At 63.0% G+C, this 17,664-nt stretch carries 15 protein-coding genes; 5 read left to right on the top strand and 10 right to left on the bottom strand.

What is annotated here, in order from left to right; genetic code table 11:
- The first annotated feature begins 100 nt into the window (after positions 1–100).
- On the top strand, positions 101–799 hold the full coding sequence (locus RHP72_RS27730; protein WP_030537402.1) for a type 1 glutamine amidotransferase domain-containing protein: 699 nt from the start codon (positions 101–103) through the stop codon (positions 797–799).
- A gap of 81 nt (positions 800–880) precedes the next feature.
- Here the strand turns inward: RHP72_RS27730 and RHP72_RS27725 are convergent, their stop codons facing one another.
- From RHP72_RS27725 to RHP72_RS27715, 3 genes are read right to left on the bottom strand one after another with little or no spacing between them, the layout of a single operon-like run.
- Entirely contained in the window at positions 881–2,191 is a 1,311-nt protein-coding gene (locus RHP72_RS27725; RefSeq protein ID WP_073512499.1) for an HNH endonuclease signature motif containing protein, read from the bottom strand.
- 59 nt (positions 2,192–2,250) lie between these two features.
- Positions 2,251–3,105, bottom strand: a complete 855-nt coding sequence (locus RHP72_RS27720; RefSeq protein WP_054826730.1) for an alpha/beta fold hydrolase — start codon at positions 3,103–3,105, stop codon at positions 2,251–2,253.
- Entirely contained in the window at positions 3,102–3,686 is a 585-nt protein-coding gene (locus tag RHP72_RS27715) for a TetR/AcrR family transcriptional regulator C-terminal domain-containing protein (RefSeq protein WP_311094086.1), read from the bottom strand. Before RHP72_RS27715 ends, RHP72_RS27720 begins: the two co-directional genes overlap by 4 nt.
- 116 nt (positions 3,687–3,802) lie before the next feature.
- Between RHP72_RS27715 and RHP72_RS27710 the strand changes: the two genes are divergently transcribed.
- Positions 3,803–5,236 carry an amidase gene (locus RHP72_RS27710; RefSeq protein ID WP_054826731.1) on the top strand — a complete coding sequence of 478 codons (1,434 nt, stop codon included), beginning with the start codon at positions 3,803–3,805 and terminating at the stop codon, positions 5,234–5,236.
- Here RHP72_RS27710 and RHP72_RS27705 read toward each other — a convergent pair.
- The 4 genes from RHP72_RS27705 to RHP72_RS27690 are packed head-to-tail and all read right to left on the bottom strand — an operon-like array spanning position 5,233 to position 7,205.
- Positions 5,233–5,868, bottom strand: coding sequence for a DUF5701 family protein (locus tag RHP72_RS27705; protein WP_007730217.1), 636 nt, complete (start codon positions 5,866–5,868; stop codon positions 5,233–5,235). The genes RHP72_RS27710 and RHP72_RS27705 overlap by 4 nt on opposite strands.
- Positions 5,869–5,878: 10 nt before the next feature.
- Positions 5,879–6,523, bottom strand: a complete 645-nt coding sequence (locus RHP72_RS27700; RefSeq protein ID WP_054826732.1) for a TetR/AcrR family transcriptional regulator — start codon at positions 6,521–6,523, stop codon at positions 5,879–5,881.
- Positions 6,511–6,774, bottom strand: a complete 264-nt coding sequence (locus RHP72_RS27695) for a hypothetical protein (RefSeq protein WP_007730221.1) — start codon at positions 6,772–6,774, stop codon at positions 6,511–6,513. The genes RHP72_RS27700 and RHP72_RS27695 overlap by 13 nt, the downstream gene beginning before the upstream one ends.
- Complete coding sequence (locus tag RHP72_RS27690) at positions 6,771–7,205, bottom strand: hypothetical protein (RefSeq protein ID WP_054826733.1); 435 nt, start codon at positions 7,203–7,205, stop codon at positions 6,771–6,773. The genes RHP72_RS27695 and RHP72_RS27690 overlap by 4 nt, the downstream gene beginning before the upstream one ends.
- Positions 7,206–7,345: 140 nt before the next feature.
- Between RHP72_RS27690 and RHP72_RS27685 the strand changes: the two genes are divergently transcribed.
- Positions 7,346–8,674: a diacylglycerol kinase family protein gene (locus RHP72_RS27685; protein WP_064075088.1), complete on the top strand. Its 1,329-nt coding sequence runs from the start codon at positions 7,346–7,348 to the stop codon at positions 8,672–8,674.
- On the opposite strand, the gene RHP72_RS27680 is transcribed toward RHP72_RS27685, so the two are convergent.
- From RHP72_RS27680 to RHP72_RS27670, 3 genes are all read right to left on the bottom strand, one after another.
- The gene (locus RHP72_RS27680) at positions 8,655–10,040 is read right to left on the bottom strand and encodes an FAD-binding oxidoreductase (protein ID WP_054188288.1); all 1,386 of its coding nucleotides are present in this window, start codon (positions 10,038–10,040) and stop codon (positions 8,655–8,657) included. The genes RHP72_RS27685 and RHP72_RS27680 overlap by 20 nt on opposite strands.
- A gap of 118 nt (positions 10,041–10,158) precedes the next feature.
- Positions 10,159–13,554, bottom strand: coding sequence for a BTAD domain-containing putative transcriptional regulator (locus RHP72_RS27675; RefSeq protein WP_311094085.1), 3,396 nt, complete (start codon positions 13,552–13,554; stop codon positions 10,159–10,161).
- Positions 13,555–13,630: 76 nt separating this feature from the next.
- A complete protein-coding gene (locus tag RHP72_RS27670) occupies positions 13,631–15,076 on the bottom strand; it encodes an MFS transporter (RefSeq protein ID WP_125052330.1) in 1,446 nt (481 codons plus the stop codon).
- Positions 15,077–15,249: 173 nt separating this feature from the next.
- On the opposite strand from RHP72_RS27670, the gene RHP72_RS27665 reads away from it, so the two are divergent.
- Positions 15,250–15,909 (top strand): response regulator, encoded by a 660-nt coding sequence (locus tag RHP72_RS27665; RefSeq protein ID WP_052417016.1) that lies wholly within the window; start codon positions 15,250–15,252, stop codon positions 15,907–15,909.
- On the top strand, positions 15,906–17,600 hold the full coding sequence (locus RHP72_RS27660; protein WP_311094084.1) for a two-component system, sensor protein: 1,695 nt from the start codon (positions 15,906–15,908) through the stop codon (positions 17,598–17,600). Before RHP72_RS27665 ends, RHP72_RS27660 begins: the two co-directional genes overlap by 4 nt.
- Positions 17,601–17,664: the final 64 nt, after the last annotated feature.

Here is a 17,664-nt window from a genome sequence, read left to right as displayed (position 1 = left end):
GGGCAGCGTGTTGCACTGACTGGACGTTATTTCATTGATCGGGCCTTGAAGATGGTGTCTTGTCACCAAGGGGTTCCTTTTACCGACGAAAGGTTGCGCGATGACAAAGCTGTTGTTTGCGGTCACTTCTGCAGATCACTGGACGCTGAAGGACGGAACACCCCACCCGACCGGGTACTGGGCGGAAGAACTGGTCGAGGCGCATCGCGTTTTCGTCGACGCCGGCTACGAGATCGTGATCGCGACGCCTGGCGGTAAAGCTCCCGTTGTGGACGAGGGAAGCCTGGCGCCCGAGGTGAACGGCGGGCAAGAAGGCGCCGACCGTATGCGCAAGTACATCGCCGATCTGCAGCCGGTGCTCGATTCGCCGGAGATTCTGGAGAACGCCGATGCTGCCGATTACGACGTGGTCTTTGTACCGGGTGGGCACGGACCGATGGAGGATCTTGCGGTGTCGGCATCCTTCGGTGAGCTTCTCGTGAACTTCTTGGACGCGGACAAGGTGGTCTCGGCGGTGTGTCACGCGCCGGCGGCACTCCTGCCGGCCCAGAGACCCGATGGAAGCTGGCTGTTCGACGGCTATCAGCTGACCGCGTTCACCAACGAGGAGGAGACGCAGGCTGGTCTGGCGGACAAGGCTCCGTGGCTGCTCGAAACTCGCCTACGCGAACTGGGCGGCAAATTCTCGAAGGCCGAGGCGTGGTCGCCTTATGTCGTGGTGGACCGCAAGCTCTACACCGGTCAGAATCCGGCGTCGTCACGGCCTCTCGCCGAGCGGATTGTCGCCGACTTGGGCTGAGCATGTCTTTTGGCGCCGCATCGAGGTCTCCTCGATGCGGCGCTGGTCCGTGTTCTGTTGTCGCCAAAGAGGTTTGACCCCTCAGGTTTTGAAGGTGGTGTTCGCCGGCCTGGGTTGCTGTCCGGGGTCGATCGAGGGCGGCGGGACGAACCAGGGTTTGTTGTCGACACCGATGCGGATTTCCCATTTCCCGACGAACCCGGATTTTCGGTGCATCAATCGGTGATGTGAACGGCACAGCAGGACCAGGTTGTTCATCACCGTCGGGCCACCGTTCGCCCAGTGCCGGATATGGTGCGCATCAGTCCACGCCGGTACACATGTGCAGCCCGGGAACGCGCAGCCCCTGTCTCGGGCGATCAACGCGACGCGTTGTTCGGCGTTGACCAACCTCTTTCCTGGTTTCGCATCGAGCGGTGCGCCGTGATCGTCGAGCAGAACAGTGGAGAGGAAACAGTCACACCCGAGGAGTCGGGTCTGTGACACGGACAGTGGTCCGAGCCAGGGCATGTGCCCGACATCAAGATCGGCCGGCTCCAGTGAGCCGTCATCACCCGAATCCGAAGACTGTGCGGCACAATCCCGATGCTCAGCCAAATCACGAGCATTGATGTGCACGTTCACATGCGGACGCTGACCACCATCGGTACCAGTCTTGGCGCAATCGAGATAACGCCGGATCAGTTCGGTGAACCCATCCGCGGTCCGTTTCGCCGCCGACCGAGCATCGGGAGTCCCGTCCGGTGCCGGGGTCGGCATCGTCAGATTCGACAACGCGGAGAGCAGCATTTCCCCGGTGAGGGCATCGAAATCCCCACGCACCACCACCCGACCATTGAGCGTCGACGCGATCCGCAACTCGTTGAGATCGACATCTTCGGCGGGCGGGATCTCATCCGATTCGAACAACCGCTCCAAGGTCGCGATCACGTTCCGCACCTTCGTCGTTGTCGCCTCCACCCCCGACGCGGCAGCGAGCAACAAATCGATGCACTTCGGTAGCGCCTCCTCCGGCATGCCTTTAGGTGGTGATTCACAGAACGCCACGATCAACACAGCATGCTCGAACGAGCAATCCCCGCCATCGAACCGAGCCGCCACCGCCGGAAACGGCCGCAAAGCAGTACCCAACGCGGCGATCTTCTTCCCGTCCCGAACCTGCAGCATCGTGTTGGCCGCCAACCAGGACCCCACTCCGCGGCTGGCAATCACCTGATCATCCGGGCGCAACGACAACTCGTCCACCACCGCCACACGCACAGCCTCGAGGCGCAGAATCTCCGCACTCGCCGACACCGCAGCAGCGCGCAACTCTGCAGCAGACAACTGCCACAACCGTCCGCGTAACCCCACCGCAGAACCCGACACCACGTCCGACAACAAGACACTCATTGAATCCCCCGATCCCCTCCCAAAAGGATACTCGAACACGCGTTCGAGTCAAGAGGGAATTAGGCGAGGGCGCGAAGGAGTGGAGTGGGGTCGGCGACGACGAACAGATGGCCGCCTCCGTTGATCTCTTCGAAGCGAGAGTCGGGAATCAACGAGTGTGCCCAGCGGGCTACTTCGATGGGTACGTTTCCGTCGTCGGTTCCGTGTAGGAAAACCGTTGGTACCGAGATCGATTGGAAGAGTCCAGGCACCTCGTGGCGATACCGAGCCAAGTCGACAACCCCTGCGGATCCACCCTGTGCGATCCCTTCGGATGAATCCAACTGGAGAGCGGGGCGATGTACCTCGTCGGTCATGACGGCCTGATCGGCGGCCGGCCAGATCGAGACTGAGTCGCTGCGTAGCTTGGAGAACACTCCGGTTCCTGCGAGCATTGCGCCGGCCACACGGGGAGCCCAGGTGGCGGCAAAGTACAACGCAGATACCAGTTTTATTCTGCGTCGCAAAGTATCTCGCGGTGCCCCGGGGATCATGGCGCACGCCAGCACCAGTTTCGAGACTCGTTCGGGAACGGCTGCAGCGACTGCGAGCGCGTAACCGCCGCCTCCGGAGAAACCCATCAGTGTGGTCGAGTCCAACTCTAGGTGATCGACCAGGGTGACGTAGTCGTCGTCCCAGGAATGAAATCCCTTGTCCGTGTACGGATCCGTGCGTCCGAAGCCGGGTCGATCGGGGACTATCAGCCGCATGCCTGCCGTCGAAGACGCGTTGTGGAGTGAGAGCCCTTCGTATCGGCTGCCAGGTGATCCGTGGGCCACGACTACCGGGTGGCCAGTCGGATCGCCGTACTCGCAGAATGCGATACGACGCCCCGACGCGTCGCGAATTTCGGTTGTGGTCACGCTGCTCGTCATGATGTGGTTCCTTGCTGCGCGATCGACGCTACACCGTCCAGGATGAGGGCGACTCCGAACTCGAACCTTCGGGTGGGATCGTGATGAAGTGCGAACACCGATGCCTCGCGTCGATCGGCAGGTGCGGTGTCGAAAGCGTCGCGTCCCAATTGAATTGCGACGTGTCCGGTGACGAAATCATGCAGCGCGCCGTATGCGTACGTGGCCTGCTCGTCCTCGAGGCCGGCCAAGGAAAGGGCGCTCACGACTCGGTGGGCGGTATCGTCGGCCCCGGGTGCTTCCAGTGATGCCTGCCGATGGGCTTCCAGGACCAGGGGATGGCGCATCAGGAGATCGTGGAGGCCGTAGGCGAACGTGCGGGCAACCCCGCGCCAGTCGGTCGGCCAGTCGATCGACGAGACGGCTTCGCCTACGAGAGTCGAGATCAGATCTCGCCTCAAGGCGTCGATACCGCCGGTTGTGCGGTGGACGGACATCGGCGATATGCCGAGTCGTTCGGCGAGCACTCGAAATGACACCGCATCCAGGCCGTCCGTATCGGCGATCTCTGCCGCGGCATCAAGAATCTGTCTGTGACTCAATGCTTTTGGTCGACCAGCCCTTGCAGAGCTGGTGGATTCGGATACCATGCTGACAACAATAGCGATACGCGTATCGAAATTACAAGTGTCCATCGACCTCCAAGGAGCGCTGCCCGATGACCGATCTCCATCAACTGTCTGCCGTCGAACTTGCCGGTGTGATCGCCGCCAAGCAGGTCTCGATTCCCGAAGTCACCAGGTACTTCGTCGACCGTGCGACCACTGCCGATGACGTCGGCGCCTTCACGACGATCGCCGGGGAGCACGCTGTCGCCCTCGCCGAACAAGCGCAGCGCAGGTTGGACGAGCGGGACGCCGGGCCCCTTCCGCGTCTGTTCGGCGTTCCGACGGCAATCAAAGACCTCGACGCAACGCGCGGCATTCGCACGACCTTCGGATCGGCGCTCTTTCGCGACTTCGTGCCGGACGCTGACGACGAGATCGTCGAGGCGATCCGAGAAGGTGGGTTGATCGACATCGGTAAGACGACGGTGCCCGAGTTCGGGGCAGCCTGTTACACCGAGCCGGAAGTCGCTCCGCCTGCTCGCAGCCCGTTCGATCGCACGCGGAGTGCCGCCGGCAGCAGTGGCGGCGCTGCTGCCGCCGTCGGCGCTGGTCTGGTGCCGTTTGCACAGGGAAGTGACACCGCCGGTTCGTTGCGTTCGCCGGCAAGTACGTGCGGAGTCGTTGGCCTCAAGCCGAGCCGCGGTTTGATCACGATGGGCGTGGCGGGGCATGACAACTTCGGATTTGCGAGCAAGGGGCCGATCGCCCGGACAGTTCGCGATACCGCTGCGCTGCTGGACGTTCTGGCGACGCGACCCGGCGCCGGAACTATCCACCCGCCTCGGCCGAAGTCGTTCGAAGAGTTCGTCGTACAGGCTGGGGGAGTTCAGGCCCGCCCCTTGACCGTCGCTCTTGCTCACGGATCGGTCTCCGGCGGAGCTGTGGATGCGCAGCTCTCGGCTGCTGTATCGAAGGTTGGGTCTGTGCTGGAGGGTTTGGGCCACAACGTGTTCGAGCGACCGCAGGCTCGCGATGACATTTTCATCGATGCTTTCGTCAAGATGTTCTCGTCTTTGGCGGGAACCAAGCCGATCCCGGAGGAGTACGAACACCTTCTGCGTCCGATAGTGCAACACTTGCGAGTTCAAGCAAACGAGGTGCCTTCGGGCGAGCTGGCCGCGGCAATCGGAATTGTTCAGGCCTGGGCGCGACGATGGAGTCTCGACTACGCCGACGCCGACCTTGTTGTCACTCCGACTGTGACGAAGCCGCCGCTTGCGATCGGGGAGTTGCGCAACGACGAAGATCCCGCGACCGAACTGATCGACATGGTCGCTTTCACCGGAAACACCGTCGTCGCCAATGCAACCGGTTTCCCGTCGATCAGTCTGCCACTCGGTTGGACGGAAGACGGCGTTCCACTCGGCGTGATGATCTCGGCGAAATGGGGTTGCGACGCGGAATTACTTTCTGCCGCTGCAATGCTCGAGGCCGAGATGCCGTGGAAGGATCGATACCGATTCGACCGCGCAACCGTGCTCTAGTTCGGGAGCGGTACCCGGTCGCTCGCCGATGCGAACCCCAACCACGTGTGGCGGTTACCCCACCAGCACCACCCGACTTTCGGGGCGTTGCGGTTGTCTTTGCCGTCGCGACCGGTTCCGTTGCTGATCCACACGGCGGGAGTTCTGGTGTCGAAGGATCCGTCAGGTTTGCGCAGTCGGGAGCCGATGGTCATGAAACACTTTCCGCGTTCGAGAATGTCGGGGCGCTGCAACAGCCAGTGGATGCCTTCGGTAAGCGTCAGCGGCGTACGGTCTGCGTCGACGATTGCGGGCAATGCTTCGTCCGGGCTCCAGTTGGCCAGGTGATCCCCGCGGTCGACTCCACTGAGCAGATGTAATGGGCTTTCGGGCAGCGTTGCCTGCTCGGTGGGGGCGAACAGATCGACGTCCGCCATGTCGACAACTATGAATCCGCGCTTGTTCTCGAGCTCGAGCAGCGGAGTCAGAACTGAAGCCGGAGCCAGTTTTTCGTGCACGGTGAGTAGTCCGACATCACCGTGCCCGGTTGCGGCCTCCCTGACATCGCCGGCAGAAAGTCCAGCCATCTCGTGAACACCGAGTTCGATCAATCGCTCGGCCTGCTGATCGATGGGCGGGAGGTCGAAATGCATATCTGCGATCCTACCGATCGTGAGCAGAGCGATCGGAGGGTTCGGCCGCGAGGGAAGTCGGCCACGCAACGCCCAACGCGCGCATGATGAACGGGACGGTGGTCGCTACGACGGCGTCCACTCGGTCGCCGGCCATGAGCATCGGGCGTCGGCTTTCCACGCAGGCGAGGATGAGTTGCGCGGATGCGGCAGCATCGGAATCGACAAAGACACCGGCGTCGACACCTTCCTGAACGAGCTGTTCGACCAGAACCGACAGCGGGACAATATGTTCGAGGAAAATTTCGCGATCCTGCGCTGACAACAATTCGACCAACGCGATTCCTGTGAATCGTTGCAGTGAGAATTCGACGAGTGTCAGTTTGACGAGGATTTCGAGTCGGTCCACAGGATTCTCGCGGTCCGCGAGTTCACGCTCGGCCAGGAGTAGGAATCTGTCCATCTCGCGGGTGGACCAGGCGAGCAGCAACGCGGATTTGTCGGGGAAGTAGTTGTACACCGCTGTCCGCGAGACGCCGGCCGCCTGGGCCACGGTCTGCAGCTTCACGTTTTGCCAACCCTGCTCGTGAAGTTCGCGAATGAATGCGTCCAACATGGCTTCTCGGGTGGCGATTTTGTGCTCTGCGGTCGTCGCACCACCGGTCAACTTCGGCATGGTCGATCCTCCTGGGTCTGATTGACGGTCACGGGGAGGTCGAACAGGTCCGCAACAAGGCGCGGATCACCTTGCCACATCGAGACGGGTGCGAGCATCATCTGCTGCGCGATCGAGCGTACGGATCGGCAGACCTCTTGTTCTTCGGCGAGTGTGAGCGTCGTGCGTTTGCGCAATCGCTCCATCTCCGCGGTAGTGAGATCAGTGATCCATTCCTCAGCTGCAAGCGAGAGGGGTGAATCCGGTGTCACGACCGATCCAACTCGGCACTGGAGAACCGCGAAGTCATCACGGACAGCGTGATGACGGCGACGACCGAGACGGCGTGTGCCGCCGCCAGCCAGAGCGACTCGGGTGCATGTTTGTGAAGGGTGGGCGCCATCAGCATGGCCATGAGGAGGGCGAGACTCGACAACATCGCGGGACCGTTGGGGCGGCCGACAAGCAGGCTGACCAGAAGAACGAGCGCGACGACGCTGCACGCCACATCTACAGGCGGGTACGTGGCCGGAACGATTCCGCTGACAGTGTCGGTGAAGTTCAGCCCGATCGACACCAATTGTGCGAGACCTGTCGCGCCGGCCAACCAGGCCGTCCAACGTAGTCCGTGGAGTCCGGCTTTCCGAATGCCGGTCAGGGTTCCTTCGGCGGATTCCCACGCTTCGGACGTCGGTGTTGTCACGGCTACTCCTTTTTATGACGAGGTGTCGTCATAAAGTAGCAGTGCGCGATCGCGAGATTCTTGCCGGTAGGTGACTGGCCTGCTTCGAAGGGATAGCGTCGAAGTACCGGCCGAAATGACAATCGCGGGGAGGTGGCTCGATGACGACCTCTGCCCACACGGATCGGCCCTCGTCGAAACAGAGTTGGTTGGCGCGCGCAGCCTTTGCGGCCCTGGTTCTTGCAGTCGCGGTGCTCCTGATCTTCGCCGGACTGAAAACCTTGACCATGCTGATCCTGGGGATCGGTGGGGTGGTCGTGTGCGTCGTAGCCGTGTACTGGTTTCTGACCACCCGCGGATTCCTCCGCTGGCTCTCGTTGGCCGTGGCGGTTCTGACGCCGATCGTGGTGCTCACCTTCCTGGTCCGAGAACGCCTCCTGTGGGTGGTGCTCCTTGCGATCGGGTTGTTCGTCGTAGCCGGTATCTTCGCTCGCACCGCCTTGGAGGGGGAGGAGAAGGAATTGCCGGTTGTCGAGCGAACTGCACCGCCGCCCGTCAAACCGTTCTTCGTGATGAACCCGAACTCCGGCGGTGGAAAGGTCGAGAAGTTCGACTTGAAACGCAAGGCCGAGGAACGGGGGGCCACGGTCGCACTGCTCGAGGGGCCCGAGAAGATCGACGTGACGGCCTTGGCCAGGCAGGCGGTCGCGGACGGCGCCGACCTACTCGGTGTGGCCGGTGGCGACGGAACACAGGCACTGGTTGCTGCTGTCGCGGCCGAACACGACCTGCCCTTCCTCGTCGTCAGCGCGGGAACGCGCAACCACTTCGCCGCGGATCTGGGGCTCGATCTCGAGGATCCGTCTCGGTGCCTCGACGCGCTCGTCGACGGCGTCGAGGTCACGGTGGATCTGGGAAATGTCGGCGGTCGAACTTTCGTCAACAACGCATCGTTCGGGGCGTACGCCGAGGTAGTCCAGAGTCCGGAGTACCGCGACGCCAAGACCAGCACCTTCTTGCAGATGCTCCCGGATCTCCTCGCCGGACGTGCCGGAGCGGTGCTGACCGCGCGCTCCCCGAGCGTGTCCGCGGTGGGTCCACAGGCTGTGCTGGTCAGCAACGGCCCGTACGAGATGAACGACCTGGCGGGGCTCGGTCATCGGCCGCGATTGGACCGGGGCACTCTCGGAATCGTCGCGATCTCCGTCAGCAGTGCACGTCAGGCCATCGGGTTGCTCCATCGGGCGCATCAACACGGTCTGGCTCAGGGCACCGGATTCGAGGTGATCGTCGACGCCGACACCGACGAGATTCCGGTCGGCGTCGACGGCGAGGCGCTGGTGATGCCAACTCCGGTCAGATGCACGGTCAGTCCGCAGGCGCTGAGGGTCAGAGTCCCCCGAGATCGACCGGGCATCCGTCGCCCCCGGCACGCCTGGGATCTGGTCCGGTTGCGAGAGTTGGCGAAGTTCAGGCGATCCGGCGCATGACCTGACCGACGGCCAGAACTCCCTGTGGATCATGCGTGTCCGCCAAAGCGCTCAGCCAGTGAGCGGTGTCCTCGTCGTAGGTGCGGGCGATCTTCTCCGGGTCGACGCTCGGCGCGAAGTTGGGCAGTGCATGCCCGTTCGTCCATGGCGCCATCGTTCGTCCGAGAGTCTCGGCGTGCGGGACTACTGCGTCGACCATCGGTGGGGCAAGAACTCCGACGGTGAACAGCGAGAAGGCAGCGTCACGATGGCAGAAGGCGCTGCGGTGCTCAGGTTCCCGTGCGAGTGCGCCCCCGAGGAGACGTAATTCGACGACGGTTTGGGGTGAACCGGATCCGGGGCCGGCAGCGGCCAGCAATGCGTCGACGGCCTCGTGTGACAGCTCGTTGGTCAATGCCGTGGATTCGTGCGTCGGCATCGGGTCGACGGGATCGGCGTGCACTGCCCCGAGGGCGGCATAAGGCAGCACACCGACTGCGTCGATCAAGGGTGTTGCGATTGAACGGATTCGGTCGATCAGTGACTTGGCATCGGATTCCTCGGCAAGACTTGCGAATCTGACCGCGACGGTGAGCCTGCCGGCCAGCGGCGGCGGAACCTGTGGAAGGGGTGGAAGTTGCAGAAAGGCAAGAGAGGTCGAGCTGTGCTCAGGCAGGTCGGCGCCCCAGTCCAGCCAGGCGTGCGCGACCGCGCTTGCATCTGCGCCGTCGAAATAGAGTGCACCGCCATAGAAGTGGGTGACAGGTAGTAGGTCGATCTCGATGGCTGTGACAATGCCCAGTGTGGCCTTGCCGCCGCGTAGCCCCCAGAACAATTCGGCATGTTCGTCGGGGGTGACATGAATGAGTTCGCCACTGCCGGTGACGATGTCGAACGAACGAACGTGATCCGACGACAGCCCGTACGTGCGCACCAACGGGCCGATGCCGGCGCCGGTGAGGAAGCCGGCGACTCCGACAGTGGGTGAAGAACCTGCCAGTGGCGCCAAGCCGTGGGGTGCGGCAGCGTCGATGACGTCCTGCCAGATCAAGCCCGCGCCGATTCGGGCAGTGCGGTTTTCGGGGTCGACGACGCACTCCGTGAGCCTGCCGGTGTGGACGAGGAGAACGTCACTGCCGAGAGGGACCGCGCCGTGGCCGGTGCGCTGAACACCGACGCGCAGACCCAACTTCGCCGCGAATCGCACAGTTGCGGCAATGTCTTGCGCGCTCTCGACTGCCACCACAGCGCCAGGCGCGACGGGAACCGCTGCATTCCACGGAATCGCCAACTCGTATCCCGTTTCGCCAGGCAGGGAAACGGAGCCGGTCACCTCTGCGCGCAGTGATTCGACCGCGGCGTCGAGCGTGGGGGTTTGAAGGTTCATGGTCTTCCTTTCCTCATCCGTCTTTCGGTCAAGGGAAGGATGTCCGAACAGGCTTGGGTGGTTCTTGACGTATGTATCCCGAGCGGATCCAAGTTTTATCCAAGCGCATTCTCGCAGTTCAGGGCCATGTCGATCGCGCTCGTTCAGCTACGCCCCGCATACCGAGTGTCTCCGATTCGGCCGCCACTTCCGTCAGCTCCCGTTCACGTTCGGCGGACGGCTCTCGGAGCTGCGCCCGAAGCAGTCGACAGCGCAGCAGTGTTGGTGCTCCGCCGGAGCCAGTTGCGATCTTCTCGGCCTGATCCAGGAGAGTCGATGCCTGCTCGACGTGACCGAGAAGCGCGTGCAGACGCGCGGAGGCTTCGGCGACCGAGCCCAGTTCACCGACATGGCCCACCGTTGCGATGCAGCCGGTGTGTGGCGAGAGTAGGTCGATGAACGTGTCGGCGTATTCGACCAGTTCCAGATCTGCCACGACGCGTGCAAGTAGTGTCTGGTGTCCCAATGTCGTCCACGTCTGTGGCCCGCGATTGATCAGCCACTTCTTGATGCCTTCGGAAGTGGCCTCGCGCTCGCCTCGGGCGGCGTCGATGGCGATGGTCCACGAATCAGGTTCCACGACACCGGGATCAGATTCTGCCAACGCACCTCGCTCCCATTCCAGAGTGTTGAACGCCAGATCTGCGCTGCCAGCCGTGTACAACTCCGTTTGCAGATGGATCTGCCTGGCCGTCTCGTACTGCCGGCGGGCTTGCGCGAAGTCTCCGTACCATTCGGCGAGAGTTGCTTCCATCCAGCGTAATTGGACCCGAACCACCGGGAGTCTCAGTAGCTCGCAGCCGATGATCCCCTGCCTGACGTGTTTGACGGCAGCATCGACATTGGCCAGATTCATCTCCGTCATGCTCGCGACGGCGTGTGCGACGACGCTGTCGACACGCGATTGTTGGTGCGGCAGTTCGAAAAGCTCGCGCAGTAGGCGCATGGACTCCGCGCTGTGCACCGCGACTCCGGAGAAAAGCAGAATCCGTCCGAGCAGCGCGTCCGCGATCACATCCGGATCGTCGAGTTCGCGGGCGATGTCGAGAGCACGGGCGCTCCATCGATTCGGGATCTCGGCTTCGGGGTGGTAGCAACTTCCCACCGCCAGCGCAGCAAGAACCCGTGCGTGAGCTGAACTGTCGTTCTCGACCAAGGGCTCGACCGCCGCGAGCCGTTCGAGCAGTGGTCCCGGATCGGTACCGTAGGAAACCCACGGCCACGCACCGGCGGCCCGAAGTAATGCGCCTGCCAATCGTCCGACGGCGGAGGTTCGCCCCTCCCGAACAGCCTCGAGGAGACCGGCATTGACGACGTCGAGAACTGTCTGCCCTCGACCTGCGCGGGCGAGGGCCTCGACTCTGGCCACCAGCAGGTCGTCCCGATCGTCAGCGGATTGCTGGGACACCGGAAGTAAGTCGAACGCGCGGACAGCTGCCTCCCACCACTCGGCCGCGGTCTCCGAACTCCACCGATCGGTCGCATCCTGAGCTGCAGCCGTGCATGCCTCCAGAACGACGAGTGGATCGACCAGGGGAAGTGCCGACATCAGATGTTGCGCGCGGCGGCTCAGCCGGTCCGGATCGGAGGAATTTTCGAGCACTTCGGCAACTCGGGCATGTATCCGCTGGCGACGAAGCGTGGGTATCGCTTCGAGGACTTCGTCTCGGAGAAGGCCGTGAGCAAAGACGTAACCGCCGTTTGCCGAGTCCGCGACGATGATTCGTTCATCAGCAGCCGCGTCGAGATGGTCGGCGAGAGTGTCGACATCGAGACGGGTGGCTGCGGCCAGTGTGTACACCTCGATGGCGTCGCCGATAACTGCGGCAACCCGAAGAGCGTGCAACACTGCCGGTTCCACTGCGGCAAGCCGTCGACCGAGGACAGATCGAACGGCGACGGGGATGCCGTCGCCCAGTCGCTCGTTCCGGGGAAGCCTGGCGTACTCCGAGACGAACAGCGGGTTGCCGCCGGTTCGTTCCGCCAGGGTTCGCGCCTCCGCGTCGTCGAGCCAGTCCCCGGAGACGCACCTTGCGAGTGTTGCAACCTCGCCCTGCGCGAGCGCCGGCACAATCATGGTTCGGTTTCCTTCGCCGTGGAGTACGGCTTCTTCGAACTTGCGCACTGCCGGCCCGACTTCCGAGTCTCGGAGCGTCGACACGAACCAGACTCTGGCACTGGTCATTGCGCCGACCAGGTAGGTCAGGCAACGAAGGGACGTGGGATCGGCCCATTGAATGTCGTCGATGACGACGGTCAACAGTGCATCTTTCGCCGCAGCTTCGATGGTGGTGCGAACCCGTTCGTAGACGGCAAATCTCGCTTCGTCCGGATCGATGTCCGTCGGCGGCGTCAGTACGAAATCGGCGTCGGCTCCGAGTTCCCGAACCAGTCGGCGGATCGGCCACCACGGCGGCGTTCCGTCGTCCTCCGGGCAACGTGCCCAGACGGTGGCTCCTCGAATGGACGTTGTTCTCGACGAACACTCCTCGGCGAATCGTGTCTTGCCGATGCCGGCGGGGCCGGTCAAGATCAACCAGCGAGGTGAGCCACGGCGAACGTCGTCGAGCATCTTGTCGGCGACAATCGTCTGAGCGTCGCGCCCGACGAACAAGCGTGAGGAATCCGTCTCGGGCATCGCTGCTACGGCTGGGGGAGAAGCCGGGACCGACACTTGTTCGGCCCCCGTCCATCCCGGAGTGCGCGGCCAGGCGGCCAGGCCGGGTTCGTGGCGCAGGATCGCGCCTTGCAATGCTGTCAGCTCCCCGCCGGGCTCCAGTCCCAGCTCGGCGTCGAGCCGAGACGCGTGTAATCGAAACTGTTCCAAGGCTTCCGGTGACCTGCCCGCCCGATGCAGGGCAACCATTCGCAGCCAGCAGGTCCGGTCGCGGAACGGGTACTCGCTACAGAGTTGAGCAGCTTCGACCAGCGCGGGTGCCAGGCGCCCCAGAGCCAGAAGCGCCGTTATCCGGGTCTCCCGGCACTCGGTCCGCACTTCCTCGAAGGCTGCGGCTTCCACCTCCACCCAGTGCGCGTCGTTCAGGTCGTCCAGAAGCTGCCCCCGGACCGAGGCGAGGGCACGGTCAGCGGTCGTCAAAGCCTGCTGCCACCGTTCGTTCTCAGCGTGTTGTCGCGCCGTTTCGGCGTCGTCGAGAAACACCGACAGATCGACGTCTGCCGGAGCGACCTCGAGGACATAGCCCGGCGATTGACGCACTATCGGTGACGCCGTACCGGTTTCGACGCGTAGCGCTCGGCGCAGGTTGGAGATATACGCCTGGATGCTTGCCATCGCACTCGCCGGTGCGTCGTCGTGCCAGAGAGCATCGATCAGCCGGTCGGTGGAGACGACGCGACCACGGTTGAGCAGTAGAACGGCAAGGACCGTTCGTTGTTTTCGAGGGCCCAGATCGATCACGTCGCTCGTCGCCGGACCCCGTGCGACCTCCAACGGCCCGAGCAGTCGATAGATCATCCGTTTCCCCTCGTACCTGCGGACGCAGGACGGTTCGATTCTAAGGAGCGAAATTCATACATGCAGGACAAAACGGTCAACTAGTTCTCGTCAACATCTGCTCGGATTCCTCGGAAAGAGTCTGGTTGACGCTGGTAGTGCGCAGCGTCGCCGCACAGACCAACGCACCGAGAGCTGCGATGAAGGCTGCGACAAACAGTGCCAACCGAAGTCCACCGACAAAGTCGTCCGGTGGTCCGCCGGGCAGCATCGACTGCGCCGGAAGGAAGGCGCCGAGCACGGCAACCCCGACTGCGATGCCGGTCTGCCGGAACGCGTCGTTGATCCCTGCGGCCAATCCGGAATGGTTCGAAGTGCTTTCGCCCAGAACCAACCCACTCATGACGGGGTTGAACACCCCGGCCCCCACGCACGCGACAACAAATCCGGGAAGTATCGCGTACGGCGAACTGGTCACGTCGACGACGGTCATCATGACCAGCCCCACCGAGACGAGTAGAAGCGAGCACGTCAACGAGACCGAGACGGGGATGCGCCCGTCCAATTTCGCGGTGGCGCCCGCGACGACGAACATCGCTATCGTCGCCGGTAGATACACCAGGCCGGCGTCCACGGGAGACAGATGCAGCACGTTCTGCAGGTAGATGGTCGTGTAGACGAACACCGCGAACAGGGAGGCGGAGATCGAGAACGCTGCGATCTGCGCTCCGGCGAAGGCCCGATTGGCGAGCAGATGCGGGGGCAGCATGGGCTCGGTGGTACGAAGCTCGTGCAGGGAGAAACCGATCATGGCGGCCGCGGCGATCACCGCGGCGATCATCGGCTGCGGCTCGAACCACCCATCCTCGTTACCGCGTAACAAACCGAACACCAGAGCTGCCAGGCCGGTGGACACCAGAATCTGCCCGGGCACGTCCGCGCGGCGAGGCCGAGGATCGCGTGACTCGGGAACCCACCGCACCGTCATCGCCAGTGTGATCAACCCGATCGGAACGTTGATCAAAAAGATTGCGCGCCAATCCAACAACTCGGTGAGCAACCCGCCCACCAGTGGGCCGACGGCAAACGCGCCCCCGATCGTGGCGCCGTATGCAGCCAGAGCAGTCGCGCGCTGGGGACCCTTCTCGAACACGTCCGCCAGCAAGGCAAGTGAGCAGGCGAAGAGTACGGCACCGCCGATACCCTGAGCGGCCCGCGCGAGGTCGAGCACCCAGATGTTCGGCGCCAGAGCGCAGAACAGAGATGCCGTGGTGAACCACAGAATGCCGATGATGAAAACATGGCGTCGACCCCGTCGGTCTGCCCACGATCCGGCGCTGAGAACCACCGTCGCCAATGCCAGCGTGTACGCGTCGATCACCCATTGCAGGGCGCTGACTCCGGTATCGAGATCGGATGCGATCGACGGCAGGGCGGTGTTGACGACGGCGATGTCGAGCATGAGCATTGCGGTGCTCACGCATACTGCCAGCAAAGTGGCTCGTCGTACTGCGGTGTTCTTCGGGGTGATCGGTGCGGTCATGGCCCGTCCTGATGGTCGAAGGGGTGTGTACTCGGAACACCCTGCGCTCCGACGCTTGGGACATATCGGGCGAAATGCTTGGAACCCGCCTGGTTGATAACTGCCGTGTTACTCGGAATCCGTCACCACCTGCTCGGTCGAATACGCACTCTCCCAACGGTTAATCTCTGGTCATGGAGACCAGCCAGTGGGTGCGACGGGTGTTGGTGGTGGAAGACCAACCACTGATGCGTGCGCTCGTCGGTGACACACTCACACACTCCGGGTTCGTGGTCCGTACGGCCGGATCGGCGGTCGAAGCGCTCACGGAGTTCGACGGATTCGATCCTGACCTCTTGGTCACGGACATCGACCTTGGCGTGCGGCCGAACGGCGTCGATCTCGCGAACATCGTCACCGTGAAGGCTCCGCATTGCGCGATCGTGTTCCTGACGAACTACCCCAACGCATCGACAGCGCCAGGTTCTGCGGGTGTGCCGCCGAAATCGCTGTTCGTGGACAAGGCGGCTGTCCAGTCGGCGGATCAGTTGATCGGCGTAGTGGAGGCCGCGTTGACGGAAACCGAGCCACCGACGCTCGGGAGTGATCCGGACTCCGCCTTGTCGAGCCTCACCAGATCACAGCTCGATCTTCTGCGTTACATCTCGCTCGGGTGGTCGAACAGCGCAATCGCAGCGCATCGTGGGTCCTCGATCCGAGGTGTGGAGAAGCTCATCGCGCGCACTCTCGAGAGCCTGGGATTGACGCACGATTCGTCCACCAATCCGCGAGTGCTTGCTGCGAGTATCTTCATCCGCCATTTCGGTGTGCCCGAAGTGACCGACTCGGTGTGAACCCGCGCGAGTGGTGGCTTCGTCTCGGTGATCGGAACATCGTCACCAAGTGGTCCTGGATTCTGACGCTGCCGTTCGCGGTGACCGTGATGGCCAACTACTACCTGTGTACCGGGGTGCGCGAAGTAGGCTTGATGGCAGTCGGCGCCTTCGCGACCCACTGCGTTGTCGGGGTGATGCTGCTGATGGCGAGGGCTGTTCTTGCAGCACACCGATCGCAGCTCGCAGCCCTGGCCCTGTTCGCAATGATCGGCGCGATCCGCCCGTTCGTCCTCGACGCGATCACCCGCGCGCTCGAACTCCCCGTCGACCCCAGACCGATGCTCGTCCGGGTGGCACTCAACGTCGTGTGCAGCGTTGTCTTCTTGTCGTTGACCGCCGTACTGGTAAGCGCTCTCCGTGACCGCCTCGCGCTGCAACGGAGTTTGAAGGTTGCCGGGGCCGCCGTCCAACTCCAACAGACCCGGGATCGATTCCGCCTCGGCCAAACCCGTGCGCAGTGTCGGCGAGAGCTCGAGCGCAGTATCGAGACGGTCATGCACGCGGTTGCTGAAACGGAACTCGAGGGAGTGCGAGGAGCAGCTCTCTTGAAGCGAATCTCCGACGACGTGGTTCGCCCGATGAGTCATCGACTGTTCCGGGAGATTCCCCCGATCGAATCACCGACGCCGATTGTGCGGCTGACGGCGAGAGATCGACTGATCGGCGTCGTACGCAGCGTTGAACCGGCGCCACTGTACGTACCGGTGTTCGCGTACACGGCACTGGTGACCGTCTACCTGCTCACGACTTACGGCGTGACGTTCACGGCGGTCCAGCTCGGCGTCGGTTTCTGGCTCTTCGTCGGTGGCAATGCGTGCGCTCGCCGAGTTGTCAGCAGCGGAGACGGCCCTCTGAGACGGATCGCGACTCTTTCTGCGGTGTACTGCTCGAGTGCGCTGATCAGCAGTACCGCGACGTGGCTGCTCCTGACGGTGTTCGGCCGTACCCCGACTTTCTATTTCTCGTCGATGGCCGTCTACCCGTTGGTTGCGCTGTCCGTCTGCCTGATCAGGGCTGCGGATACGCAGCGTCAGGACGAGGAGCGTCAACTCCGCAGTGCCCTGAGCCGGCAAGCGCTCGATGCAGCTCGTATCCATGCCGAGCTCATGCACACCCGACGTGGACTGGCCAGGTTGTTGCACTCGTCGGTGCAGGGCGAACTCGTAGCGGCCGCATGGTCTTCGGGCGCCGTTGCCGGTCGCCCAGTCGATGTTGCGGCAACCATTGCCCACATTCTCGACGGCTTGGAAAGCGACCTGTCTGCGTCATCCGATCAGCCGGCTGACTCCGATGCCCGAAAGCGTATCGATGATCTTGTCACGGTGTGGCGCTACGCAATTCCGGTCGTCAGTCACGTCGACGACGAAGTCTGGGCGGTGATCGGTTCCGGCTCCGCTCGGCTCGACAGCGTGGTGGAGATCCTGTCGGAGGGACTGACCAACGCCGTGAAACACGGTGCAGGAGGGCCCGTCTTCCTCGAGGTGACACTCTCCGATGCTCGGGCGGTAGTAGTGCGGATCAGTTCGCCGGGTCGGCTGCCGGTGGCACGGGACTCAGGGATCGGGCTTGAATCGCTCGCCGGTACGGTAACGTCCCTCGAACTTGTCGAAGAGGAAGACCGGGTGGTCCTCACAGCCGTGCTTCTGTGACACCGTGAGTGGCGATGTCGTGGAGGCCGAACGTTTCGCCAATGGCCGGATTGGCCGCTTGTAC

The sequence above is a fragment of the Rhodococcus sp. SG20037 genome (assembly GCF_031763325.1).
In the GTDB taxonomy this organism is placed as follows: Bacteria; Actinomycetota; Actinomycetes; order Mycobacteriales; family Mycobacteriaceae; genus Rhodococcus_F; species Rhodococcus_F qingshengii.
This window is presented reverse-complemented; position numbering and strand designations above follow the sequence as displayed.

Bases quoted from the DNA above. Each gene is read 5' to 3' on its own strand.
- RHP72_RS27680 (WP_054188288.1), bottom strand. From the start codon at position 10,040: ATGAACCTTCAAACCCCCACGCTCGACGCCGCGGTCGAATCACTGCGC.
- RHP72_RS27685 (WP_064075088.1), top strand. From the start codon at position 7,346: ATGACGACCTCTGCCCACACGGATCGGCCCTCGTCGAAACAGAGTTGG.
- RHP72_RS27705 (WP_007730217.1), bottom strand. From the start codon at position 5,868: ATGCATTTCGACCTCCCGCCCATCGATCAGCAGGCCGAGCGATTGATC.
- RHP72_RS27710 (WP_054826731.1), top strand. From the start codon at position 3,803: ATGACCGATCTCCATCAACTGTCTGCCGTCGAACTTGCCGGTGTGATC.
- RHP72_RS27700 (WP_054826732.1), bottom strand. From the start codon at position 6,523: ATGCCGAAGTTGACCGGTGGTGCGACGACCGCAGAGCACAAAATCGCC.
- RHP72_RS27675 (WP_311094085.1), bottom strand. From the start codon at position 13,554: ATGATCTATCGACTGCTCGGGCCGTTGGAGGTCGCACGGGGTCCGGCG.
- RHP72_RS27670 (WP_125052330.1), bottom strand. From the start codon at position 15,076: ATGACCGCACCGATCACCCCGAAGAACACCGCAGTACGACGAGCCACT.
- RHP72_RS27720 (WP_054826730.1), bottom strand. From the start codon at position 3,105: ATGACGAGCAGCGTGACCACAACCGAAATTCGCGACGCGTCGGGGCGT.
- RHP72_RS27725 (WP_073512499.1), bottom strand. From the start codon at position 2,191: ATGAGTGTCTTGTTGTCGGACGTGGTGTCGGGTTCTGCGGTGGGGTTA.
- RHP72_RS27665 (WP_052417016.1), top strand. From the start codon at position 15,250: ATGGAGACCAGCCAGTGGGTGCGACGGGTGTTGGTGGTGGAAGACCAA.
- RHP72_RS27730 (WP_030537402.1), top strand. From the start codon at position 101: ATGACAAAGCTGTTGTTTGCGGTCACTTCTGCAGATCACTGGACGCTG.